Origin of the sequence: Arsenicicoccus cauae (assembly GCF_009707125.1) — a bacterium.
Taxonomy (GTDB): Bacteria; Actinomycetota; Actinomycetes; order Actinomycetales; family Dermatophilaceae; genus Arsenicicoccus; species Arsenicicoccus cauae.
Genome location: NZ_WLVL01000040.1, coordinates 222,261 through 246,090, shown reverse-complemented (window position 1 = coordinate 246,090; position 23,830 = coordinate 222,261). Strand labels below are relative to the sequence as shown.

The following is a 23,830-nucleotide window of genomic DNA, read 5'->3' as shown; positions in this document are numbered from 1 at the left end:
CGCAGGCCCCCCACCCGGGGGTCGGTGGTGCAGGTCACATCGCGTCACAGGACGCCGGGACCGGGCTCTCCCTCGCGCCAGTGCCGTCGGCACAGCACGCGATAGGTCGCGCCTGCGCCACCGCCCAGGTCGCCGACCGCCACCTGTGAGCCGGACCGGATGACGGCGCCGTCCTCGATGCGCGCGTTGACCCGACCCGCCTGCCCGCACCAGCACAGCACCTCGACGAGGTCGAGGATGTCGTCGGCGAGCTCGACGAGCCGCTGGGAGCCGGGGAACATGTGCGAGTCGAAGGCCGTGAGCAGCCCGAAGCAGTCCACGTCCACGGCCATCTCGTCCACGAGCAGCGCGAGCTCGTCGACCTGGGCGGGTGTGAGGAACTGCGCCTCGTCCACGATGACGAAGCCGCGCGGCGGCAGCGCCTCACCGATCGTCGCGACGAAGTCGGTGTCCTCAGTGAACTCGCGGGCCGAGACCGACAGCCCGAGCCGGGAGGACAGCGTGCCGGACCCCGCGCGGTCCGCGGACGTGAAGATCAGGCCGGGACGGCCCGCCTGGCGCCGGTGGAAGCCCACCTGGATCGCCAGCGCCGACTTGCCCGCGCCCATCAGACCGGCGTGGAGGCGCAGGCGCCCCACGGCCGGCGCGAGGTGGCAGATGCCGAACAACGGGTTCTGGTCCGGGCTGGGACGGCCCGCGTCTTGCTCGATCATCAGCCCCTCCTCGCCGGCCAGGAGAGCAGGGGTATGGCGGTCTCCTGCTCGGTCACCGACCCGTGCACGCCGAGCAGACCCATCAGCTCGGGCCGCATGGTGCGCGAGTCCACGACGGCCACCGACCCCGTCATGGCGACCACCACGTCGCCGATGCGGGGGACGACCGCGGCCTCCACCAGGCCGAACCACCCCTCGTCGACGACCTGCTCGCGCGTCCTGACGAGCGCCTCGTCCCCGAGCCGCTCGGACCAGCGCCGAACCATGGCGGCGACCCCCGAGGCGCCGGGGTCCTCGGCATACAGCTGCAGGGAGCGCGGCTCTCCCCCGACGTGGCGCACGCCGTCGGCGAGGTCGGGCTCGGCGGCGATGTCGAGCCGACGGTCCAGCGGGACGTCGACCATGCCGTGGTCGGCCGTGACGTGCAGGGCGCAGTCGTCGGGGAGCAGTCGGCGCAGCCGGGCGAGCTGGTCGTCGACGTGCTCGAGCTCGGCGGTCCACTCCGGGGACTGCCAGCCGTGCACGTGGCCGGTCTTGTCGAGCTCTCCCCAGTAGAGGTAGGTGAGGGTGCGAGGACCCGACGCCGCGGCGCGCGCCGCCACCTCCACGCGCGCGTCGAGGTCCTTGGCGCCGAGGAAGGCGCCGCCACGCAGGGCCGCGTTGGTCAGGCCGGACCCGTCGAAGTAGTGCGGCCCGATGCGGGTCACCGCGACCCCGGCGCGTTCACACCGCTGCAGGACCGTGTCGTGCGGCTGCCACACGAAGGGATCGACGCCCTCGTCCCAGGCCAGCTCGTTGAAGGTGCGGTCCTCGCCCGGCACGAGCACCTGGTAGCCGACCAGGCCGTGGGCACCCGGCGGCAGCCCCGTCCCGAAGGTCCCCATGCTCGTGGCCGTGGTGGACGGGAACCCCGCGTGCAGCCCCGGCGCGCCGGACATGGCTGCCCGCAGGAACGGCGCGTGACCGCGACGGGCTTCCAGCAGGTGACGACCGAGCCCGTCGACGAGCACGACGACGGCGCGCCGCGACCGCGGCAGCGTCAGCCGTCCCACCTCGCGCGGCCCGAGGTCGACCCCGAGGGAGCGCGCGACGCCGGGGAGCACGTCGGCGAGCCCCAGGCCCGAGTAGGCGTCCGCCAGCCGGGCGACCGCCTCCCGCCGCACGTCAGCGCCCCGTGGCCAGGGACAGCGCCCGCGCGAACGCCCGGGCCTGCGCGACGGCCTCCGGCCCGTCGGCGTCCGCGCTCACCCGGAACGAGATGTCGTCGCTGGAGATCGTGCCCTCGTAGCCGTGGTCGGCGTCGCAGTCCGGGTTGTCGCAGGTGGCCGGCATCAGGTCGACTCGGTTGACGGCTCCCCACCCGAGCGAGACCGTCACCTCTCCCCCGAGGCTCCCGGGCCGGTACGACGCCGCCGACGCCACGACGTGGGTGAGCATGACGCCGCGGACGGAGGACAGCGGCACGGACTCCGAGGTCGCCGTCACGACCGTGTCGACGGGACGGTCGGCCGCCCGGCCGGTGCGGGGCACCCCGGCGGACGCGGCGGCGTCGACGTGGTCGTCGACGTGCCCCACCACGAGCCGGGAGGGGGTCAGCACCAGCACGGTCACGTGGCGCAGGATGCCGTCGTGGTCGAAGGTCGTCTCCTGGTGGACCAGGTGCTCGACGACCTCCTCGCCGCAGGCGGCCTCGGCGACGACGTCCGCCACGAGGGCCGGGTAGTAGCCGGCCCTCTCGATGTCACGCCGCAAGGGGTGCGGGAGCAGGTCGGCCGGGGTCTGCGAGGCGCGAGGCATGGCCGCCATTGTGGCACCTGCGGGCGACCGACCCGTCACGCGCGTCAGCCCGTCATCGCCCGGCGGTCGGCATCGGTGCGCAGCCCGGGCCGGGCGACGGTGATCTCGGCGCCGAGCACGTCGACCCCGCCGGGGCGGGCGTTCACGGGGTTGAGCTCCAGCGCGGCGACCTCGGGGAAGTCGTCGGCGAGCACGGAGACCCGCCCGATGACGTCGTGCAGCGCCGCCAGGTCCACGGGCTGCGCGCCGCGGTGCCCGTCGAGCATCGGGAAGGCCTTGACCGTCGTCACGAGGTCGGTGACGTCACGGTCGGTGAGCGGGGGGATGCGGTGGCTGACGTCCCCGAGGAGCTCGGTCGGCGCGCCCGCGACGGAGAAGCTCACGACGGGTCCGAACAACGCGTCCTCTGTGGACCGGACGACGCAGGCCACCCCGGGCCCGGCCATGGCCTGCACGACCAGGGCGAGGTCCCCGAACGACCCGAACCTCGACACCAGGTGGGCGTAGGCCTCGCGGACCTCCTTCTCGTCGTCGAGGTCGGGCCGGAGCGCCCCGAGCCCCGGCGAGTGCCGCAGCACCTGGGACACGGACTTGATCATCGCGGGGTAGCCCACCACCGCGGCGGCCGCGGCTGCCTCGTCCGGCGACGAGACCCGCACGCGGCGCCATACGGGCACCCCGTAGGCCTCGAGGAGATCCTGCGCCTCGTCGTCGGTGAGCACGCGGCCCTGCGGGGCGTCCTGCAGCACGTGGTCGATGACGGCGAAGGCGGCGTGCCGGTCGATGTCGTCGTAGGTCACCCGCTCGCCGTTGTCGGCCTCGCGCCAGGCGGCGTAGCGGACGGCCTGGTCGAGCGCCAGCACGGCGTCCTCGGGCATCGGGTAGGCCGGGACCGCCCCCACGTGGCCGGGTCCCTCACCGGTGCGGGGGTCCGCGACCCCGCGCATGCCGAGGAAGGTGCCGAGGACGGGCTTGTCGCTGCCGTCGGCCACCTGGGCGACGGTGCTGACGATCGACTCGTCGGCGGTGATGAGCGGGGGGATGAAGCACGTGAGGACGGCGTCGACGGCCGCGTCGTCGAGCGCGGCCCGCAGGGCCTCGGCGAAGGCCTCAGCGGTCGCCTCGGGGGCCAGCGAGACCGGCCCGTGGGTGACCTGGAGGCCGCGGTTCAGGCACGCGTCGGCGGTGAGTGCCCCGAGGGCGTGGGCGTTGCCGACGATCGCCACCCGCGGACCGCGGGGCAGCGGCTGGGAGGTGACGAGGGCGGCGACGTCGAAGAGCTGGTGGACGTTCTCGACGCGCATGACCCCGGCCTGCGTCATCATCGCGTCGAAGGCCTCCCGGGGCACGCGGGTGGGGCGCACCGGGTGCCCCGGCGGGACCGAGTAGCCGGAGTAGCCGGACTTGACCACGATGACCGGCTTGGAGGCCGCGAGCTGCCGCGCGATACGGGAGAACTTGCGGGGGTTGCCGACCGACTCGAGGTGCATGCCCACCGCCTCGGTGCCCGGGTCGTCGATGAAGTACTGCATGAGGTCGTTGCCCGACACGTCGGCGCGGTTGCCGGCGGAGGCGAACACCGAGACCCCGAGGTTGCGCCGTGACGCGGCGTCCAGGACGGCCACGCCGAGGGCCCCGCTCTGCGCGAAGAGGCCGAGCGTGCCCGGCCTGGGGAGCCGGGGCGCGACGGTGGCGTTGAGGTGCAGGGCGTTGTTGGCGACGCCGATGGTGTTGGGGCCGACGACCCGCAGCCCATTGGCGTGGGCGTGCTGCAGGAGCTCCTGCTGCCGCTCGCGCCCCTCCGGACCGGACTCCGCGAAGCCGGAGGACGCCACGACGAGGGACTTGACGCCCGCGGCGGCGCAGTCATCGACGACGCCCAGCACCTCCGACGCCGGGACGGCCACCACGGCCAGATCGACGTGCTCGCCGATGGCGCTCACGGAGGGGTGGCAGGGCACGCCGAGGACCTCGGACGCCGTCGGGTGGACGGCGTGCAGCCCCCCGGTGTAGCCGCCCCGCAGCAGGTTGTCGAGGATCAGGTGACCGAGCGCCTCGACCCGGGGGCTGGCGCCCACGACGACCACCGAGGCGGGCTCGACGACGGTGCGGATGCTGGCCGCCTCGGAGCGGTGCTCGCGCGACAGCCGCACGAGCTCGGAACGCACGGTGGGCCGGATCTGGAAGGTGACGGCGATGACGCCGTCGTCGAAGTAGTGCTTGACCTCGTAGCCCGCGTCGGTGAAGACCTTCATCATCTTGCGGTTCTGCGGGAGGACGTCGGCCACGAACTCCTCCACGCCCAGCTCCTGGCCGATGGCCGCCAGGTGCTCCAGCAGCACCGAGCCGATGCCCTTGCCCTGGTAGTGGTCGGAGATGTTGAAGGCCACCTCGGCCACGCCGGGTCGGATCGTGTCGTAGCGGCCGATCCCGATGATGTCGTCGCGCACGGTCGCCACGAGGGCGACCCGCTCGACCTGGTCGACCTCGGTGAACCTGGTCAGGTCCTTGGCGCTGATCTCCTTGATCGGGGCGAAGAACCGCAGGTAGATCGACTCAGGCGACTGGCGGGAGTGGAAGGCCTGGACCCGCTCCCGGTCGTCCGGACGGATCGGGCGCAGGTGGCACACCGACCCGTCCCGCAGGACGACGTCCGCCTCCCACGAGCTGGGGTCGGAGACACCGAGCCGGCCAGGTCCGTGGCTGCCACGCTGCGCGCTCATGCCGTCAGGATCCCACGTCCCGCCTCAGGGTGCGCCGGCGACCTGCACCTTGCTCCACGACATGCCGTCGTGGCTGCCGAGACGTCGAGGACGATCGTCGCTGTGGTCATGCCCCTTCGACGTCCCAGTCCGCTCATGGGCTGGGTGCCGATCCAACGCGGTCACTGTGTCACGCTCTGGTGATGGATCACGGCACTCTCGTCACCACCCGCCGGATGCACCGCCGGTTCGACCCCGACCGGCCGGTGCCGCGGGACGTGCTGGTGCGGGCGCTGACCCACGCGACCCACGCGCCGAGCGCCGGCTGGTCCCAGGGCTGGGACTTCGTGGTCCTCTCGCGACGGCCGGACGTCGACCGCTACTGGGAGGCGACCCGCCGCCCCGGGCCGCCGGACGCCTGGCTGCGCGGCCTGCTGACGGCTCCCTGCCTGGTGCTGGTGTGCAGCGACCCGGAGCGCTACCTGGACCGCTACGCCGAGCCCGACAAGAGGTGGGGCGACCGTTCGACCGAGCGGTGGCCCATCCCCTACTGGGACGTCGACGCGGGCATGGCGGCCCTGCTGGCGCTGCTCGCGGTCCACGACGAGGGTCTCGGCGGGTTGTTCTTCGGGGTGCCGCGGGGGCGTCACGACGCCGTACGCGAGGCCTTCGGCATACCGGCCGACCGGCGCCTGGTGGCGACGCTGGCCCTGGGTCATCCCGACCCGGGCGGCGACCGCGGGGCGCCGGGCAGCGCCTCGCGACGCCGGCGCCCGTTGGCGGAGGTGGCCCACGACGGTGCGTTCGGGCGACCGTTCCCTGCCGGGCCGAGCGCGGCGGACCGCAGCGGCGGCGACAACCCCGTATGACGAGACGAGCGCACCGTCGCGCGGCGCCACCGTTGTAGGAATCGGACATCCGTCACGTCTGCTCGGACATGCACCACGGGCGTGAACGCGCCAGAACGCGTCACCTCGCCATGTCTGTTCGCGTCATCTCTGGCATAACAAACACAACCGGGTTTACCGTTGCGGCATCCGGGAGCCGTCGCCGTCTGGCGGGGCCGCGGAGCTCGCCCGTCGTCGACGACGGGCGGGCCAGGCCCGATGAAGGAGAGGTCGCTGTGCACCAGCACGAGCGTCACCAGCTGATCGTCGAGCGATCCCGCTCGCAGTCCCGCGTCGAGGTCGCCGCGCTCGCGGCCGAGCTCGACGTCACGCCCGAGACCATCCGGCGCGACCTGACGGTGCTGGAGCGCCACGGCCTGGTCCGGCGGGTCCACGGCGGGGCGATCGCCATCGAGAAGCTCGCCTTCGAGCCCACCACCCAGATGCGCTCCGAGCAGCGGACCGCCGAGAAGTCCGCCATCGCCCAGCGCGCCCGTGAGCTGGTGCCTGTCGACGGCAGCATCCTGCTCGACGCCGGCACCTCGACGCTGGCCCTCGCTCACCTGCTGCCGACGGGGGGCGAGCTGACCGTCGTCACCAACTCCCTGTCCATCGCCCAGGTGGTCAGCACCCGCGAGGACGTCGCGCTGTACCTGCTCGGCGGGCGGGTACGGGCCAAGACCCTCGCCTCCGTGGGCTCCTGGTCGGTGGACGCCCTGCGCGACATCCACGTCGACGTCGCCTTCATCGGCACCAACGGCCTGACCCTGGACGAGGGCCTCACCACCCCGGACCCGTCGGAGGCCTCCGTCAAGCGCGCCATGGTCACCGTCGCCCAGCGTGTAGTGGTCCTGGCCGACCACAGCAAGATCGGCGTCGCCCACTTCTCGAGGTTCGGGCGGCTGAGCGACGTCGACACCATCGTCACCGACAGCGGCCTCGACCCCGAGACCGCCGCAGAGCTCGAAGCCCACGGCCCGGAGGTGGTCCGCGCGTGATCCTGACCCTGACACCCAACCCCAGCGTCGACCGCACGATCGCGGTGACGACGCTGCAGCGTGGCGCCGTGCAGCGGGCCACCGACTCGCGCCTCGACCCGGGCGGCAAGGGCATCAACGTCTCCCGCGCCCTCGCCGTCAACGGCACCGACACGGTCGCGGTGCTGCCGGTGGGGGGCCCGCAGGGCCAGATCATGCAGACCCTCCTGCGGGAGATCGCCCTGCCCGTGGAGGCTGTCGAGATCTCGGGCAGCATCCGCGCCAACGTCGGGATCGTCGAGCCGGACGGCACCACCACCAAGGTCAACGAGCTGGGCCCGGCCCTGTCCGAGGACGAGGTCGCGGCGCTGCTCGCGGCTGTCGACCGCGCCGCCGACCAGGGCCTGGCCTGGCTCGTCGGGTGCGGCTCCCTGCCCCCGGGACTGGACCCCGCGTTCTACGTCGACCTCGTGCGCCGCGGCCACGAGGCGGGCGCCAAGGTCGCCATCGACTCCAGCGGAGCACCCATGGCGGCGGCGGTCGGCGCCTCGCCCGACCTCATCAAGCCCAACGACGAGGAGCTGGAGGAGCTCGTCGGCCGTCCGCTCGCGACGCTCGGCGACGTGGTCGACGCCTGCCGCACCCTGATCGCCGGCGGCGTCGGCAGCGTCGTGGTCAGCCTCGGCAGCAAGGGCGCCCTGCTGGTGACCCCGGACGAGGTCGCCCACGCCGCCGCGACGATCACCCACCCGCTGTCCACCGTCGGCGCCGGCGACTCCCTGCTCGCGGGCTACCTCCACGCGCTCAGCCGGGGCGACGCCCCGTCGGTCGCGCTGCGCACCGCCGTCGCCTTCGGGTCCGCCGCGGTGTGCCTGCCGGGCACCGAGGTGCCGACTCCCGAGGATGTTGCGAGGATCGACGTCAGGGTCAGCGACCCGGTCGACCTCACCCTGTCTCTCTGAGACGCCGCCCACCAGACCCCACCCCATCAAGGAGAGATCATGTCCCTCATCACCGAGAAGCAGGTCGTGCTGGACCTCCGTGCCACGGACCGCACCGAGGCCACCCGGACCCTCGGCCAGACCCTGGCGTCGGAGGGCCGGGTCACCGACCTCGAGGGCTTCCTCGACGACGTGCGCAAGCGCGAGGAGCAGATGGCGACCGGGCTGCCCGGCGGCATCGGCATCCCCCACTGCCGGTCCACGCACGTGACGGAGCCGTCGCTGGTCTTCGGGCGGTCCCGCGAGGGCATCGACTGGGGGTCCGAGGACGGCCCGGCCACCCTCATCTTCCTCATCGCGGCGCCCGAGGGCGGCGGCGAGGACCACCTCAAGATCCTGGCCATGCTCGCCCGCAAGCTCATGCGCGCCGAGTTCAAGGAGTCCCTGCGCAACGCCGTCACCCCGGCCGAGGTCGTTCAGATCGTCCGGTCCGAGGTCGAGCAGTGAGGCTGGTCGGGGTCACGAGCTGCCCGACGGGGATCGCGCACACCTACATGGCCGCCGAGGCCCTCGAGCAGGCGGCGCGCGAGGCCGGGCACGAGATGGTCGTCGAGACCCAGGGGTCCGCGGGCTCCGAGCCGCTGGACCAGTCGGTCATCGACGCCGCGGACGCCGTGATCTTCGCCCACGACCTCGAGGTCAGGGACGCCGGCCGGTTCGCCGGCAAGCCGACCGTCGACGTCGGCGTCAAGCGGGCCGTCTCCGACGCCCCGACGCTGGTGGCCCAGGCGGTCGAGGCAGCGGAGCAGGCTCGTACGCCGTCGCCCGCCGGGTCGGCCGGTGCTGCCTCGGGCGACGCCGCCGGTGGTGCCCGCTCCCTCACCCTGGTCGGCGTCACGAGCTGCCCGACCGGCATCGCGCACACGTACATGGCCGCCGAGGGCCTCGAGCAGGCCGCCAAGGACGCCGGCCACACCATGGTCGTGGAGACCCAGGGGTCGGCCGGATCCGAGCCGCTCGACCAGTCGGTCATCGACGCGGCCGACGGCGTGATCTTCGCCCACGACCTCGAGGTCAAGGACGTCGGGCGGTTCGCGGGCAAGCCCACGGTGGACGTGGGCGTGAAGCGGGCCGTGTCCGACTCCCCTGCACTCATCGCCGAGATCGAGCGCCTGGTCGCCGAGCGCGGCCAGGCGGGCTCGACCGCGCCGGCAGCGGCTGCCGCGACGACGACCGCCGCCGCGGGGGCCACCCCGGCCCGCGAGGGGGAGCGCGTCGGCACCGGCACCAAGATCCGCCAGTGGCTGATGACCGGCGTGTCCTACATGATCCCGTTCGTCGCGGCCGGCGGCATCATGATCGCGCTCGGGTTCATGCTCGCCCAGCTCTTCGGCGGCAAGCAGGGCGCCATCGACGTCACGTCGATGTACACCCTCAACCCGGCGGGAGCCACCGACAAGGTCACCGTCCTGCAGAACGCCTTCAACCCCGGCGCCGGGATGCACTGGGCGGCGCTGCTCTTCCTCATCGGCGCGGCCGCCTTCGGCTTCCTCGTCCCGATCCTGTCCGGGTTCATCGCCTACGGCATCGCCGACCGGCCGGGCCTGGTGCCGGGCATCGTCGGCGGGTTCATCGCCAACACCATGGGCGCCGGCTTCCTCGGCGGCATCGTGACCGGTTTCCTCGCCGGTTTCATGGCCCGCTGGATCTCCGGCTGGAAGGTCCACAAGGGCGTCCGCGGCGTCATGCCCGTCGTCGTCATCCCGCTGCTGTCGACGCTGATCACCGCGGGCGCGATGATCCTGCTGCTCGGCCGACCGATCAAGGGTCTGATGGACGCCCTGAGCAGCGGCCTGACGAGCATGTCCGGCTCCAACGCGGTGCTGCTCGGGCTCATCCTCGGGCTCATGATGGGCTTCGACCTGGGCGGTCCCGTCAACAAGGTGGCCTACACCTTCGGCACCACCGGCCTGTCTGCTGTGGCGGCGGGCGCCACCGACGCTCCCCAGCTCAAGATCATGGCGGCCGTCATGGGCGCCGGCATGGTCGCCCCTTGGGGCATGGCCCTCGCCACCGCCCTGCGGCCCAAGCTCTTCACCAAGGCCGAGCAGGAGAACGGCAAGGCCTCCTGGCTGCTCGGGGCGTCCTTCATCTCTGAGGGCGCCATCCCGTTCGCCGCCGCCGACCCGTGGCGCGTCATCCTGTCGTCCATGGTCGGCTCCGGCGTCGCCGGCGCGCTGATCATGGCCTTCGGCTCCGGCAGCCGCGCCCCGCACGGCGGTCTGTGGGTCACGCCGCTGATCACCAACCCGCTGATGTTCCTCCTGTCCGTCATCGTCGGATCCGTCATCACCGGGCTCCTCGTCGTCGCGCTCAAGGGCGCCGACGAGAGCCGCCGGGTCGTGGCGTCCACGTCGGCGGCGCAGGACGCCGTCACCGCCTGACCCAGCACAGCACAGCACAGCACCACCTGCACCAGCCCGGTATGACGGGGACCACGTCCCCGGCATACGGTGAGTCCCACGACCGACCACCGCACACCCAGAAGGACTGATCCTCATGGCTTCTCGCAACGTCACCATCGCGTCGTCCGTCGGCCTGCATGCCCGTCCGGCCTCGATGTTCGTCCAGGCCGCCACGGCCACGGGCCTGCCCGTCACGATCGCCAAGGAGGGCCAGACCCCGGTCGACGCCCGCAGCATCCTGGCCGTCATGGCCCTGGGCGCCAAGCACGGCGACGTCGTCACGCTCTCCGCCGAGGGCGACGGCGCCGAGGACAAGCTCGGAGAGCTCGTCGCCCTGCTCGAGCGCGACCTCGACAACGAGTGACCCGGCGATGACCGACGCCCCGCACCGTCAGCTGAGCGGCATCGGTGTGAGCGTGGGCACGTCGGCCGGACCTGTCGTGCAGGTCCGGCCGGCTCCCACGGCACCAGCCCACGAGCCCGCCGCCCCCGACGCGGCGGCGGCCAAGGCCCACGTCCGCGAGACGATGGAGCAGGTTGCCGCCGGCCTCGAGGCGCGGGCCGCCAAGGCCGACCCCAAGGCCGCCACGATCCTGCAGGCCACCGTCATGATGGCCCGCGACCCCGGGCTCGCCGGGGGGATCGACACCCAGCTCGACGCCGGCAAGGGTCCCGCGACCGCCGTCACCGCGGCCGTCGAGGAGTTCTGCACGATGTTCGAGTCGCTCGGCGGCTACATGGCCGAGCGCGTCACCGACCTGCGCGACGTCCGGGACCGCACGGTCGCCCGCCTGCTGGGTGAGCCCGAGCCGGGGGTCCCCGACTTCGACGAGCCGAGCGTCCTGGTCGCCAACGACCTGGCGCCCGCCGAGACCGCGACCCTGGACATCGACAAGGTGCGCGGGATCGTCACCGAGGCCGGCGGACCGACCAGCCACACCGCCATCCTCGCCGCCCAGTTGGGCATCCCCGCGGTCGTGCGGGTCCAGGGCGCCCTGGAGATCCCGGCCGGCACGGTCGTGGCGCTGGACGGCGGCGTCGGCGAGGTCATCGTCAACCCCACCGAGGACGAGCAGGAGCAGCTCGCCGAGCGGTCCCGCCGCCGGGCCGCCGCCCTGTCCAACGTCAGCGGGGTCGGCGTCACCCGCGACGGCACCAAGGTCGCCCTCCTGGCCAACATCGGCACCGCCGAGGACGCCGAGAAGGCCGGCAAGCTGGACTGCGAGGGCGTGGGGCTTTTCCGCACGGAGTTCCTCTTCCTCGACCGCGAGGACGCGCCCACGCTGGAGGAGCAGACGGAGACCTACACCCGGGTCTTCCGCGCCTTCCCCGAGCGTCGCGTGGTCGTCCGCACCCTCGACGCCGGGGCCGACAAGCCGCTGGCCTTCGCCGACCTCGGCGAGGAGGAGAACCCCGCCCTCGGAGTGCGCGGCCTGCGGCTCCAGCGCGAGCGTCAGGACCTGCTGGACACCCAGCTCCAGGCCCTGGCCGCGGCCTACCAGGCGACGGGCGCCGACGTGCGCGTCATGGCCCCGATGGTGGCCACCCGCGAGGAGGCCCGCTGGTTCGCCCAGCAGGTCAAGGCCGTGGGACTACCCAAGGGCGGCACCATGATCGAGGTCCCGGGGGCGGCGATCCGCGCCAAGGACATCCTCGAGGTGTGCGACTTCGCGTCGCTCGGGACCAACGACCTGTCGCAGTACACCATGGCCGCGGACCGCATGCAGGGCGCGCTGGCGCCCCTGCTGAGCCCGTGGCAGCCGCCGCTGCTCGACCTGGTCAAGATGGCCTGCGAGGGCGGCCGGGCGACGGGCAAGCCGATCGGCGTGTGCGGCGAGGCCGGCGGTGACCCGCTCCTCGCGCTCGTGCTGGTCGGTCTCGGTGTCTCCTCCCTGTCGATGGCGACCCCCAAGCTGGCGGCCGTGCGCACCGCGCTCAGCCTGCACGAGCTCGGGGCCTGCCAGCGGATGGCCACGGCGGCCCTCAAGGCCCGCTCCGCCCGCAAGGCCCGCCAGGCCGTCCTCGACCTGGCCGACCCGATCATGCTCGACCTGCTCTGACGGTCTGATCGGCCGGCCCAGCCGGCGTGAGGCCCGGTGCGCTACCCCCTTGGCGCACCGGGCCTCGTGCGTCTCCCCGTCAGGCGGTGGCCCCGGCGCGCCATACGGCCTGATGGGGTGCCCGACAGGCAGGATGGAGCGGATCCACCCACGAAGGAGACTGCACCCGCATGGCGCGCCGCACCACCGCTCCCACCCTGGACGACGACTTCGTCGAGAACATCATCGACATCGACGTCTCCGACGAGATGCAGCAGGCCTTCCTGGAGTACTCCTACTCGGTGATCTTCAGCCGCGCGCTGCCGGACGCCCGCGACGGCCTCAAGCCGGTGCAGCGGCGCATCCTCTACGGCATGCACGAGCTGGGTCTGCGCCCCGACCGCGGCCACGTCAAGTCCTCCCGCATCGTCGGCGAGGTCATGGGCAAGTACCACCCCCACGGCGACACCGCGATCTACGACGCCCTCGTCCGTCAGGCGCAGCCGTTCACCATGCGTCTGCCCCTGGTCGACGGGCACGGCAACTTCGGCTCCCTCGACGACGGGCCGGCCGCGAGCCGCTACACCGAGGCCCGGATGGCACCCGCCGCCCTGGCCATGCTGGGCAGTCTTGACGAGGACACCGTCGACTTCGTCCCCAACTACGACGAGCAGCTCACCCAGCCGGGGGTCCTGCCGGCGGCCTTCCCCAACCTCCTCGTCAACGGCGCCTCGGGCATCGCGGTCGGTATGGCGACGCAGATGCCGCCGCACAACCTGGTGGAGGTCATCGGCGCTGCGCGCCACCTCATCGCTCATCCGGACTGCTCGCTCGACGACCTGATGAAGTTCGTGCCAGGCCCGGATCTGCCCTGCGGCGGCCGGATCATCGGTCTGGAGGGCATCCGTGACGCCTACCTCACCGGCCGCGGCACCTTCAGGACCCGCGCCACCTGCCGCGTCGAGAGCATCACCGCCCGCAAGAAGGGCATCGTCGTCACCGAGCTGCCCTACCTGGTCGGTCCGGAGAAGGTCCGCGACAAGATCAAGGACCTCGTGCAGTCCAAGAAGCTCCAGGGCATCAGCGACTTCAAGGACCTCACCGACCGCAAGCACGGGCTGCGCCTCGTCATCGAGATCAAGAACGGCTTCAACCCGGACGCGGTCCTCGAGCAGCTCTACAAGCTGACGCCGATGGAGGACTCCTTCGGCATCAACAACGTCGCGCTCGTGAAGGGCCAGCCGCAGACCCTGGGGCTCAAGGACCTGCTGCGCGTCTACGTCGACTTCCGCACCGACGTGGTGCGCCGCCGCTCGCAGTTCCGCCTCGGCAAGAAGGAGGACCGCCTCCACCTCGTCGAGGGCCTGCTCGTCGCGATCCTCGACATCGACGAGGTCATCCAGGTCATCCGCACCTCCGACGACGCGGGGATCGCCCGGGCGCGCCTGATGGACGTGTTCGAGCTCTCCGAGGCGCAGGCGACCTACATCCTGGACCTGCAGCTGCGGCGCCTCACCAAGTTCTCCCGCATCGAGCTGGAGAACGAGCGCGACGAGCTGCAGCGCGAGATCGCCGAGCTGCGCGAGCTCCTGGCCGACGAGGGCCTGCTGCTGCGGCTCGTGTCCACCGAGCTCGGCGAGGTCGCCAAGCAGCACGGCACCCCGCGCCGCACGGTCCTGCTCGAGTCCGCAGGCACCCCCGCGACCTCGGCGACGCCGCTGGAGGTGGCCGACGACCCCTGCCACGTGCTGATGTCCTCCACCGGGCTGCTGGCCCGCACGGCCGACGGCAGCGCCCTGTCCAACGAGGGCGGCCGGTCCAAGCACGACGCGGTGGTCGCCGCCGTGGCGACGACGGCACGGGGCGAGGTCGGCCTGGTCACCTCGAGCGGGCGGGTGGTCCGGCTGTCTGCGCTGGAGCTGCCGACACTCCCACCGACCAACGGCGCCCCCTCACTGTCCGGCGGCGCGCCACTCACGGCCTATGTCGAGCTGGGCAAGGACGAGGTGCCGCTGACGCTCAAGTCTCTCGCCCCGCAGTCCCGCGGCCTCGCGCTGGGGACGGCGCAGGGCGTCGTCAAGCGGGTGACGACGGACTACCCCGGCAACCGCAGGGAGTGGGAGGCGATCTCGCTCAAGCCGGGCGACCGGGTGGTCGGCGCGGTCGAGCTGCGCACCGGCGACGAGCACCTGTGCTTCGTGACGACGGACGCGCAGCTGCTGCACTTCCCCGCCTCGGCGGTCCGGCCCCAGGGCCGCACCGCAGGAGGTATGGCGGGAATCCGCCTCTCCGCCAAGGCCTCTGCCCTGTGGTTCGGCGCCGTCGAGCCGTCCGCGGACTCGGTCGTCGTGACCGGGGCAGGGACGGCCGGAGCGCTCCCGGGCACGCAGACCCCCTCGATCAAGGTCACCCCGCTCGGCGAGTACCCCGTCAAGGGCCGGGCCACGGGCGGGGTCCGGTGCCAGCGCTTCCTGCACGGGCAGGACCAGCTGATCCTGGCCTGGGTCGGTGACCTGCCCGCCCGGGCCTGCGGGCCCAACGGCGTGGCGGTCCCGCTGCCCGAGGCGACCGGCAAGCGGGACGGCTCCGGCGTGCCCGCCAAGGGCCCCATCGCGGGGATCGGCGGTCCGCTGCCCACGGGCTCACCCGTGAGCGCCGGGGCGGCGGCCTCCTCCTCGCCGACGTCCTCCGACGCCGCCGGGACGGCCCAGGGCGAGGGGCTCTTCGACCTGCCGCCCAACACCGGACCGACGCGCGAGCGGGTGGTCGTGGACCGCGACGACTACGACCCGGACAGCCTCGACGACGTGGTGCAGACCTCGACGCAGTGACCTCGGTCAGTCCTGCTCGTCGACGTAGAACCGGTGCGCCGGGGCGGGGTCGTTGCCGCAGGAGTCGTAGAGGCGCTCGCCCGTGGGCTCCTTGTGGACCCGCAGCCGCCACGCGCGACCGTCCTCGTGCGTGACCCTGACCTGCGCGTCCCACTCGTCGCCGCTCTCGATCCGGCTCGTCAGGGCCCTCAGCGACGTCTCCTGGGTGCGCGCCCGGACCCAGGCCTCGGCGGCCTGGGCGGGCAGGTCGAGGTGGCTGCGGCCACGGTCGTGCGCGGCGTCGAGGGCGGCGAGGCACAGCTCGCGCCGCGCCTCGGCGTCGACGACCTGGACGGCGAGCTCGCCGGTCAGCCGGGCGATCGTGTGTCCGCTGGGCAGCGCGATGCCGGTGGCGGCGAACCGGTGGCCGCCGGTGTGGGTGCACTCCCACACCTGGCCGGGGCGGTGCCGCGCACCCTCGAGCACCACCGGCCTGCCCCGCACGGCGCAGCACACGTCCCGCTTGCCGTTGGTGCAGACCAGGAGGATCCCGGCGTCGGTGCGGTGCAGCCCGGGCAGGGCCTGCAGCACCGCGTCCGGTCCCCGGTCGACCAGGGCACCGAGGTCCAGGCCGAGCAGGTCGGCGGGGTCGACGATCGCCCCGGCGAGCAGCCACGGGCCGCCGGACGCGCCCCGCAGGTCACCGGCGACGTAGACCTGGCGCGGTGCCCCGTCGGCCTGGGACCGGCGGTCGGACACCGAGCGGATGAGCACCAGACGCCCACCGGCCCGGGCACAGGCACCCTCCAGCCGGTCCCCCAGCGCGGGGTCGAGCCAGGACTCGGTGAACGCATCCCTGCCCCACGGGCCGGGCTGCTCGAGGGCGATCCAGAAGTCCGCCATCGCGGCGGTCCCGCCCACCGGGTGCCCGGCCCCCTCCCAGGACAGCGAGCAGGCCGTCTCCGGCAGCTTGGAGGTCGGGTCAGGGCGCTCTGAGGTCACCCGCCCACCCTATGCCGGGCGTCCTCGAACCGTCGTGACCCCGCCGTCGTGACCCCGCCGTCGTCACCCCGCCAGCACGAGCGGCGACGCTGCCGTAGCCGAGCGTGTGCATCGTTGTCGGCGGCGGTCAGGTCCAGGGGTGGCCCTCGCGCTGCTTGTTGAGGTCCTCGTGGTAGGCACCGAGCTCCTCGACGCGCTCGGGCCGGTTGGTGCGACCGGTCCCGATGAACCTGGTGGACAGCCAGTGCAGGATCCACAGCGCGACGCCGACGACCAGCAGGACGGCGGCGACCTGGTAGTCCTTGGGGTCCCGCTTGGACAGCGGAGAGGCGAGGAAGGCGCACAGGGCCGCTCCGATCACGGGGATGACCGTCGGGGCCGTGAAGTGCCGGTGCTCGACGCGGTCCTTGCGGAGCACGAGGACGGCGATGTTGGTGATGGTGAAGACGACGAGGAGCAGGAAGGAGGTCGTCCCTCCCAGCGCCTTGAGGTCGGCGAACCAGATCAGGCCGAAGGCCAGGACGGTGGTGAACAGGATGGCCACCCAGGGTGTGCGCCGGTTGGGGAGGATCTTGCCGAGGGTCACGGGCAGGACGCCCTCGTGCGCCATGCCGTAGAGCAGGCGCGAGGCCATCAGCATGTTGATCAGGGCCGAGTTCGCCACGGCAAACATCGTGATGACCGCGAAGATCGCGATGGGGAAGGCCGGGGCACCGGCCTGCACGACCTTGAGCAGGGGAGTCTCGCCCTCACCGAGCTCGGCGGGCTTGACCAGGGTGACCGAGGCGATGGCCACCAGGACGTAGATGATGCCGGTGACGGTCAGGCCGATCAGCATCATCTTGGGGAAGGACTTGACGGGGTCCTTGGTCTCCTCGGCCATGTTGACCGAGTCCTCGAAGCCCACCATCGCGAAGAACGCCAGCGCCGTCGCGGAGGCCACCGCCGTGAAGACGTTGGAGCCCTCCTTGACGTTGAACTGCGTGAGGGTCGCGGCGTCGCCCTTGCCCTGCATGATCGCCCACAGGCCGATGGCGATGATGATGAGCAGGCCGGACAGCTCGACCAGGGTCAGCACGACGTTGACCTTGACGCTCTCGCCCACGCCGCGCAGGTTGATCATGGCCACGAGGGTCATGAAGCCGAGGGCAGCGATCAGGAGCATGGTGCCCCCGGACTGCCACCCGAGGTGCGCCGCCTTGTTGAGGTTGCCGGCGAAGGCCTGCGCGGCGCTGGAGGCGGAGGTCAGGCCCGAGCACATGACGGTGAAGCAGACCAGGAAGGTGAGGAAGTGCACCCCGAAGGCCTTGTGGGTGTAGACCGCCGCCCCACCCGCCCGGGGGTACTTCGTCACCAGCTCGAGATAGCTGAAGGCGGTGAGCATCGCGACGACGAAGGCGCACAGGAACGGCAGCCAGACCGCGCCGCCGACCTCCTTGGCCACCTTGCCCGTCAACGCGTAGACGCCGGTGCCGAGGATGTCACCGACGATGAACAGCAGCAGGAGGCCGGGTCCGATCGCCCGGTGCAGCTCGGGCTTGCCGTCGCCGGCGCTGGGCTCCGCCGTGCCGGTCATCGGCGAGGTGTCGTTGTCACTCATGGCTGAGACGATCACCGACGGAGACGGTTTCGTCCACCCCGGAGGGCCCGACGCGGGCAGATCGGCGCCCAGATCGTGACCGTCGGGCGGCTCAGGCGTCGATGCGCTCCGCGTCGAGGGAATGGGCGGAGTCGACGATGAAGTCCTTGCGGGGGGCCACCTCGTTGCCCATGAGGAGCTCGAAGACGCGCTCGGCCGCCTCGGCGTCGGCGAGCGTCACCCGCCGCAGCGTGCGCTGGCGTGGGTCCATCGTCGTCTCGGCCAGCTGGTCGGCGTCCATCTCGCCGAGGCCCTTGTAGCGCTGCATCGGCTGCTTGATCCGGCGGCCCTTGCGCTCCAGCTGCCGGACCGTGGTGCGCATCTGCTGCTCGTTGTAGGTGTAGATGAGCTCGTTCTTGCGCGAGCCCGCACCGACGACCTCGATCCGGTGCAGCGGGGGGACGGCGGCGTACACCCGGCCCGCCTCGACGAGGGGGCGCATGTAACGGAAGAACAAGGTCAGCAGGAGGGTCCGGATGTGGGCGCCGTCGACGTCGGCGTCCGTCATCACGATCACCTTGCCGTAGCGCGCGGCGTCGAGGTCGAAGCTGCGCCCGCTGCCGGCGCCGATGACCTGGATGATGGCCGCGCACTCGGCATTCTTGAGCATGTCGCCCACGGAGGCCTTCTGGACGTTGAGGATCTTGCCGCGGATCGGCAGCAGGGCCTGGTGGTCCGAGTCGCGGGCCAGCTTGGCGGTGCCGAGCGCGCTGTCACCCTCGACGATGAACAGCTCGGAGCGGTCGACGTCGCTGCTGCGGCAGTCGGCCAGCTTGCTGGGCAGGGTGCTGGTCTCGAGGGCGTTCTTGCGGCGCTGGGTCTCCTTGTGCTGCCGCGCCGAGATCCGCGACTTCATCTCGGAGACGACCTTCTCCAGCAGCAAGGCGGCCTGGGCCTTCTCCCCCCGCTTGGAGGAGGTCAGCAGGGCCGTCAGCTCGCGCTCGACCACGCGCGCCACGATCGCGCGCACCGCGCTGGTGCCGAGCACCTCCTTGGTCTGCCCCTCGAACTGCGGCTCCGCCAGGCGCACCGTCACGACCGCCGTGAGCCCTGCGAGGATGTCGTCCTTGTCGACCTTGTCCGTGCCGACCTTGAGGCGGCGGGCGTTGACCTCGAGCTGCTTGCGAAAGACCTTCATGAGGGCCTGCTCGAAGCCGCTGACGTGGGTGCCGCCCTTGTGGGTGTGGATGATGTTGACGAAGGCCTCGGTCCGCGTCTCGTAACCGGTCCCCCAGCGCACCGCGACGTCCACGGTGCACTCGCGCGTCATCTCGGTGCTCACCATGTGGCCGCGGGCGTCCAGCTGCGGCACCGTCTCGGTGAACTCGCCGCTGCCCTGCAGGCGCCAGACGTCGGTCAGGGCCGGGTCGGAGGCGAGGAACTCCGCGAACTCGCTGATCCCGCCGTCGTTCTGGAAGGTCTCCTCGTAGACGCCCTCGCCGTCGAGGTCCCGCTCGTCGCGCACGGCGATCGCGAGCCCGGGCACGAGGAAGGCCGTCTGCCGGGCCCGGGCCACCAGGTCGGAGCGGTCGAGCGAGGCGTTCTTGACGAAGATCTGGTGGTCGGCCCAGTAGCGCACCCGGCTCCCCGTCACCCCGCGCCTGGTCTTGCCGACGACCTGCAGCTCCGAGGTCTGCTCGAACGGCGTGAAGGCGTTGTCGGGGCCCGGGGCCGCGCCGTCCTCGAAGGTGCCGGGCTCTCCCCGCCGGAAGCTCATCTGGTAGGTCTTGCCCCCCCGGTCCACCTGGACGTCTAGGCGGCTGGACAAGGCGTTGACGACGCTCGCGCCGACGCCGTGCAGGCCGCCGGACGCGGCATACGATCCCCCACCGAACTTGCCGCCGGCGTGCAGCTTGGTGAAGATCACCTCGACCCCGGACAGCCCCGTCCGGGGCTCCTTGTCGACCGGCATGCCCCGCCCGTCGTCCCGCACCACGACCGAGCCGTCCCGCCCGAGGACGACCTCGATGTGGCCGCAGTGGCCGCCGAGCGCCTCGTCCACGGCGTTGTCGATGATCTCCCACAGGCAGTGCGTCAGGCCGCGGCTGTCCGTGGACCCGATGTACATCCCCGGCCGCTTGCGGACGGCCTCCAGCCCCTCGAGGACCTGGAGGTGGCGCGCCGAGTAGGTGTCGGGGCTCGTGCTGGCGGGGGTGGTGGCGTCTGACACGCTCGGCAGGGTACCCGCCGGGTCTGACACCCCCTCGCAGGCTCGCCACACGGAGCCCTCGCCGGGGCGGTGGGACGCCCGCGGGCGCTCCGCCCAGCGAGAAATGCGCGGGTGGGAACGAATGCGCGTGCTTGACTGTTGTCACCGCCGTAGAGGCCGCACCCACAGCTGTCCGGGAGCGACCCCCACTGACGTGAAAGAGAGGCCCATCGTGACCACTGCACTGGCACCGAGCGAACTGACCGCAGCCGACCGCTGCGACCGTTGTGGCGCACAGGCCTACATCCGAGCCCGCCTCGCGTCCGGAGGTGAGCTGCTGTTCTGCGCCCACCACGGGCGCGAGCACCTGGACCGCCTGCGCCCCCTGGCTGCTGACATCGACGACCAGACCGACCGGCTGCACACGTCGTCGAGCAGCTGACGGCGCATCCCGACCGTCCGCGAGGACGGCGAGACGAGACCCCCGACCGGCGACGGCGGGGGTCTCGTCGTGCTGCCTCTAGGCTGAGGGCGTGACCACCACCGTGACCGTCCTGCTCGCCCTGTGTGTCGTCGTCGGGCTCCTGGGGATCGTGGTCCCCGTGCTCCCGGGCCTGCTGCTCGTCTGGGGTGCCGTCCTGGTGTGGGCGGTGGTCACCCAGACCTGGTGGCTCGCCGTACTCGTCACGGTGCTGTATGCCGCGGGCCTGGCCCTGCAGTACGTCCTGCCGGGGCGACGCCTGCGCACCGGGGGCGTCCCGACCCGATCTCTGGTCGCGGGCGTGCTCGTGGCCGTCGTGGGATTCTTCGTGATCCCCGTCGTCGGGGCCGTCGGCGGCTTCGTGCTCGGGGTGTTCGTGTCGGAGCTGCAGCGGCTGGGCTCGACGGGATCGGCCTGGCCCTCGACCGTGCACGCGCTCAAGGCGGTGGGCCTGTCGATGCTCATCGAGCTCTCGACTGGTCTGCTGATCAGCGCGTCCTGGGCGGCCGGGCTCGTCTGGGCCTAGCGCCTGCGGCGCCGGTCGGCGAGGCTCAGAGCTCCCCGCGCTGTCGACGCTCGTCCCAGCGCTGCTCCAGGCGCTGCATGAAGCTCCCGGACCTCTGGGTGCGCGGGGCGCGTCCCGTGACGCGGGGAGCACGGTCGGCCCGGGTCGACCTGGTGGATCCGACCGCCTGCCCGCCCGTCGACCGCCCACCGGGACGGCCGAAGCGTCGGCCCTGGTGCTGCTGGACGGTGCCGTCCCCGCCCACAGAGCCGAGCCGACGCCTCGGCGTGGCCAGGGCGTAGAACCCGGACGCCACCATGATCAGGAAGCCGAGCACACCGATCCACACCTGCTGCTGCGTCACGCCGAGGAGGACGACGCCGAGCCCGGCGAGAACGCCGACCGCGCCGAGGAGGTAGCGCCGACGGCGCCCGGGGGCCGAGCTGGCGCTCGCGAGCTGGGCCGCGAAGCGCGGGTCCTCGGCATACAGCGCCTGCTCCATCTGCTCGAGCAGCGCCTGCTCACGCTCTGAGAGCGGCATCTGGCTCCCCTCCCTCGGGGTCGTGCGGTCGTGAGTCCGTGGGCGACCGGGTCGCGGCGGCACGAGGAGCATCGTCGCGGCGGTCTCCGTCTGACTCAACGAAGATGGTTTCAGGATAGATCCCGGCGAGGGGTTGTGGTAGATCCGTCCCCAGGTCGGACCAGACTCGCGGGCCGCACGGCACCCGCCCCGAACCTCGCGCTGGCCCGGTCCACCGCCCGCTCGGCGTCCCGCCAGCCGTGCTCGCGCTCGTCGAGCAGGCCCTGACGCGGCACCAGCCCGGCGTCCTGGAGCCCCTCGAGCCGCACCCCGACGAGGCGGATCCGGGCGCGTTGCAGACCCAGCGCGTCGAACAGGTCGCGCGCGGTGCGGTAGACGTCCTGACTCACGTCGGTGTGCTCCCGCAGCGTCCTGGCCCGGGTGATGGTGGTGAAGTCGGAGAAACGGACCTTGATCGAGACGGTGCGCGCCATCATCCCCTGGGACCGCAGCCGGGCGGTGGATCGGTCGGCGAGCCCCAGCAGGTGGCGGTGGATCTCGACGGGGTCGTCGATGTCGTGACCGAAGGTCTCGTCGGCGCCCACGCTCTTGTCGACGTGGACCGGGGTGACGCGGCGCGGGTCACGACCCCAGGCCAGCTCGTGGAGCGAGGCGCCCATGGCCGGGCCGAGGGCACGCTGCAGGGTCGCGACCGGGGTGTGGGCGATGTCGGCCACCGACCGCAGCCCGAGGCGCAGCAGCGTCTCCTCGGTCCGGTCACCGACGCCCCAGAGGGCCGCGACCGGCAGCTGGTGCAGCGTCGCCACGACGTCCTCGACCGGCACGACGCGCAGCCCGTCGGGCTTGGCGAGGCCGGAGGCGAGCTTGGCGACGAACTTGGTGGGGGCGACGCCGACCGAGCAGGTGATGCCCTGCTCGTCGGTGACGGCGTCGCGGACCTGGTGGGCGATCCGCGTGGGGCGACCGTGGGTGCGCAGGGATCCCGAAACGTCGAGGAAGGCCTCGTCGACCGAGAGGGGCTCGACGAGGGGCGTGACCGAACGGAACACGGCCATGACGCCCCGAGACACCTCCGCGTAGCGCTGGTGGTCGGGCCGCAGGACGGTCGCCTGGGGGCACAGCCGCCGCGCCCGGGCCATCGGCATCGCCGACGCGACGCCGTAGCGTCGCGCCTCGTAGGTCGCCGACAGCACCACCCCGCGCGTGCCCCCACCGATGATCACCGGCGTGCCGACGAGGTCGGGGTGCTCAAGCAGGGTGACGGAGGCGTAGAAGGCGTCCATGTCGACGTGCAGGATGTGGCAGCCGGTGTCGTCCAGGTCCCCGGGCTGTGCCTCTGGGTCGTCAAGGCGGAACTGTCGCCGGCTCACGGCGCGCCCGCCTCAGTGCCGTGCGGCGATGACGTGCAGCGCCGCGCCGAGCTGCGCGAGGATCGCGAAGTCTGGGTGGCTCGCGGCCGCGCGCTCGAGGTCCAGCAGCGCCATCCGGTCGGCCTCGGAGTCCACCAGGGCCGACGGGACGAGGTCGCTGAAGATGCGGACGCCGTGGGTGTCGATGATCTCCAGGCCCGCGGCCTCGACGAGGGCCGAGACGGAGGACAGGTCGAACCGGCGGGGCAGGGGGTCGGCGGCCCCCCAGGTGCCCTCGGGCGTGGTGAGGGCGTGCTGGGCCTGCCCGAACTGCCCCGCGATGGCGCGCGCGAGCACGACGGCCAGCCGCTGGGCGACGACCAGGCTGAGGACGCCGTGGGGGGTGAGGGCGGCACTGATCTGGGCGAGGGAGTCGCTCGGGTCGTCGACGAACTCCAGGACCCCGTGGCAGCACACCAGGTCTGCCGTGCCGACCTCGTGCACCTCCCGCAGCGTGCTGGCGTCACCCTGGACACCACGGACGCGGTCGGCGACGCCGGCCTCGCGGGCGCGACGGCCGAGGGCGGCCAGGGCGTCGGGGCTGGGGTCGACGACGGTGACCTCGTGCCCGAGCCCACCGAGCGCGACGGCGACGCCACCGGTCCCACCGCCGAGGTCGAGGACCCGCAGCGGACGGTCGAGCTGGGCCGACAGGTCGTCCGCGACGGACTGGACGGCCTCCCACACCGCGGCGGTGCGCAGGTTGGTCTCGACCCCGGCACCGCGGGAGCGACGGGCCGCGGGACGGTCCGCGTGGTCGGGCATCGGAGGGC

The 23,830-nt window shown here is 72.5% G+C and carries 20 protein-coding genes; 10 read left to right on the top strand and 10 right to left on the bottom strand.

From position 1 onward, the window contains the following. Positions 1-44: 44 nt before the first annotated feature. Genes GGG17_RS13235 through GGG17_RS13220 form a run of 4 tightly spaced genes read right to left on the bottom strand, consistent with a single transcriptional unit; the run spans position 45 to position 5,233 of the window. Positions 45-713: a thymidine kinase gene (locus tag GGG17_RS13235; protein WP_154594149.1), complete on the bottom strand. Its 669-nt coding sequence runs from the start codon at positions 711-713 to the stop codon at positions 45-47. Further along, a complete protein-coding gene (locus tag GGG17_RS13230; RefSeq protein WP_289033846.1) occupies positions 713-1,876 on the bottom strand; it encodes an alkaline phosphatase family protein in 1,164 nt (387 codons plus the stop codon). Before GGG17_RS13230 ends, GGG17_RS13235 begins: the two co-directional genes overlap by 1 nt. A 1-nt stretch (position 1,877) precedes the next feature. Next, positions 1,878-2,519 (bottom strand): DUF5998 family protein, encoded by a 642-nt coding sequence (locus GGG17_RS13225; RefSeq protein ID WP_375804522.1) that lies wholly within the window; start codon positions 2,517-2,519, stop codon positions 1,878-1,880. Between the two features lie 35 nt (positions 2,520-2,554). Then, on the bottom strand, positions 2,555-5,233 hold the full coding sequence (locus GGG17_RS13220; RefSeq protein WP_154594147.1) for a bifunctional acetate--CoA ligase family protein/GNAT family N-acetyltransferase: 2,679 nt from the start codon (positions 5,231-5,233) through the stop codon (positions 2,555-2,557). Between the two features lie 182 nt (positions 5,234-5,415). Between GGG17_RS13220 and GGG17_RS13215 the strand changes: the two genes are divergently transcribed. The 8 genes from GGG17_RS13215 to GGG17_RS13180 all read left to right on the top strand — a co-directional run bounded on the left by GGG17_RS13215 (position 5,416) and on the right by GGG17_RS13180 (position 15,352). Beyond that, the gene (locus GGG17_RS13215; RefSeq protein WP_154594146.1) at positions 5,416-6,081 is read left to right on the top strand and encodes a nitroreductase family protein; all 666 of its coding nucleotides are present in this window, start codon (positions 5,416-5,418) and stop codon (positions 6,079-6,081) included. Positions 6,082-6,335: 254 nt separating this feature from the next. Beyond that, positions 6,336-7,097, top strand: coding sequence for a DeoR/GlpR family DNA-binding transcription regulator (locus tag GGG17_RS13210; RefSeq protein ID WP_288798029.1), 762 nt, complete (start codon positions 6,336-6,338; stop codon positions 7,095-7,097). Continuing rightward, entirely contained in the window at positions 7,094-8,038 is a 945-nt protein-coding gene (gene pfkB / locus GGG17_RS13205) for a 1-phosphofructokinase (protein ID WP_288798031.1), read from the top strand. The genes GGG17_RS13210 and pfkB overlap by 4 nt, the downstream gene beginning before the upstream one ends. Before the next feature lie 39 nt (positions 8,039-8,077). Continuing rightward, positions 8,078-8,524: a PTS sugar transporter subunit IIA gene (locus tag GGG17_RS13200; RefSeq protein ID WP_154594144.1), complete on the top strand. Its 447-nt coding sequence runs from the start codon at positions 8,078-8,080 to the stop codon at positions 8,522-8,524. Then, complete coding sequence (locus tag GGG17_RS13195; RefSeq protein WP_311966680.1) at positions 8,521-10,461, top strand: PTS fructose-like transporter subunit IIB; 1,941 nt, start codon at positions 8,521-8,523, stop codon at positions 10,459-10,461. Before GGG17_RS13200 ends, GGG17_RS13195 begins: the two co-directional genes overlap by 4 nt. 115 nt (positions 10,462-10,576) lie before the next feature. Continuing rightward, positions 10,577-10,846, top strand: a complete 270-nt coding sequence (locus GGG17_RS13190) for an HPr family phosphocarrier protein (RefSeq protein ID WP_019284733.1) — start codon at positions 10,577-10,579, stop codon at positions 10,844-10,846. Between the two features lie 7 nt (positions 10,847-10,853). After that, positions 10,854-12,542 carry a phosphoenolpyruvate--protein phosphotransferase gene (gene ptsP / locus GGG17_RS13185; RefSeq protein WP_154594143.1) on the top strand — a complete coding sequence of 563 codons (1,689 nt, stop codon included), beginning with the start codon at positions 10,854-10,856 and terminating at the stop codon, positions 12,540-12,542. Between the two features lie 170 nt (positions 12,543-12,712). Further along, positions 12,713-15,352: a DNA gyrase/topoisomerase IV subunit A gene (locus GGG17_RS13180; protein WP_154594142.1), complete on the top strand. Its 2,640-nt coding sequence runs from the start codon at positions 12,713-12,715 to the stop codon at positions 15,350-15,352. A 6-nt stretch (positions 15,353-15,358) separates the two neighbouring features. Here GGG17_RS13180 and GGG17_RS13175 read toward each other — a convergent pair whose 3' ends face one another. The 3 genes from GGG17_RS13175 to GGG17_RS13165 form a co-directional block, all read right to left on the bottom strand. Continuing rightward, positions 15,359-16,333, bottom strand: coding sequence for a ferredoxin family protein (locus GGG17_RS13175; RefSeq protein WP_154594141.1), 975 nt, complete (start codon positions 16,331-16,333; stop codon positions 15,359-15,361). A 127-nt stretch (positions 16,334-16,460) separates the two neighbouring features. After that, the gene (locus GGG17_RS13170) at positions 16,461-17,933 is read right to left on the bottom strand and encodes an APC family permease (RefSeq protein WP_154594140.1); all 1,473 of its coding nucleotides are present in this window, start codon (positions 17,931-17,933) and stop codon (positions 16,461-16,463) included. Positions 17,934-18,024: 91 nt separating this feature from the next. Next, positions 18,025-20,142 (bottom strand): DNA gyrase/topoisomerase IV subunit B, encoded by a 2,118-nt coding sequence (locus GGG17_RS13165; protein ID WP_288798038.1) that lies wholly within the window; start codon positions 20,140-20,142, stop codon positions 18,025-18,027. A gap of 211 nt (positions 20,143-20,353) precedes the next feature. Here GGG17_RS13165 and GGG17_RS13160 point away from each other — a divergent pair, with 211 nt between their 5' ends. After that, complete coding sequence (locus GGG17_RS13160; RefSeq protein ID WP_288798039.1) at positions 20,354-20,563, top strand: DUF7455 domain-containing protein; 210 nt, start codon at positions 20,354-20,356, stop codon at positions 20,561-20,563. A 91-nt stretch (positions 20,564-20,654) separates the two neighbouring features. Next, on the top strand, positions 20,655-21,128 hold the full coding sequence (locus tag GGG17_RS13155; RefSeq protein ID WP_288798040.1) for a DUF456 domain-containing protein: 474 nt from the start codon (positions 20,655-20,657) through the stop codon (positions 21,126-21,128). Positions 21,129-21,153: 25 nt separating this feature from the next. On the opposite strand, the gene GGG17_RS13150 is transcribed toward GGG17_RS13155, so the two are convergent. The 3 genes from GGG17_RS13150 to GGG17_RS13140 form a co-directional block, all read right to left on the bottom strand. After that, positions 21,154-21,648 (bottom strand): SCO2097 family morphological protein, encoded by a 495-nt coding sequence (locus tag GGG17_RS13150; RefSeq protein WP_154594139.1) that lies wholly within the window; start codon positions 21,646-21,648, stop codon positions 21,154-21,156. 110 nt (positions 21,649-21,758) lie between these two features. Further along, the gene (gene dinB / locus GGG17_RS13145; RefSeq protein WP_288798041.1) at positions 21,759-23,018 is read right to left on the bottom strand and encodes a DNA polymerase IV; all 1,260 of its coding nucleotides are present in this window, start codon (positions 23,016-23,018) and stop codon (positions 21,759-21,761) included. 12 nt (positions 23,019-23,030) lie between these two features. Continuing rightward, complete coding sequence (locus GGG17_RS13140; protein WP_154594138.1) at positions 23,031-23,822, bottom strand: methyltransferase domain-containing protein; 792 nt, start codon at positions 23,820-23,822, stop codon at positions 23,031-23,033. Positions 23,823-23,830: the final 8 nt, after the last annotated feature.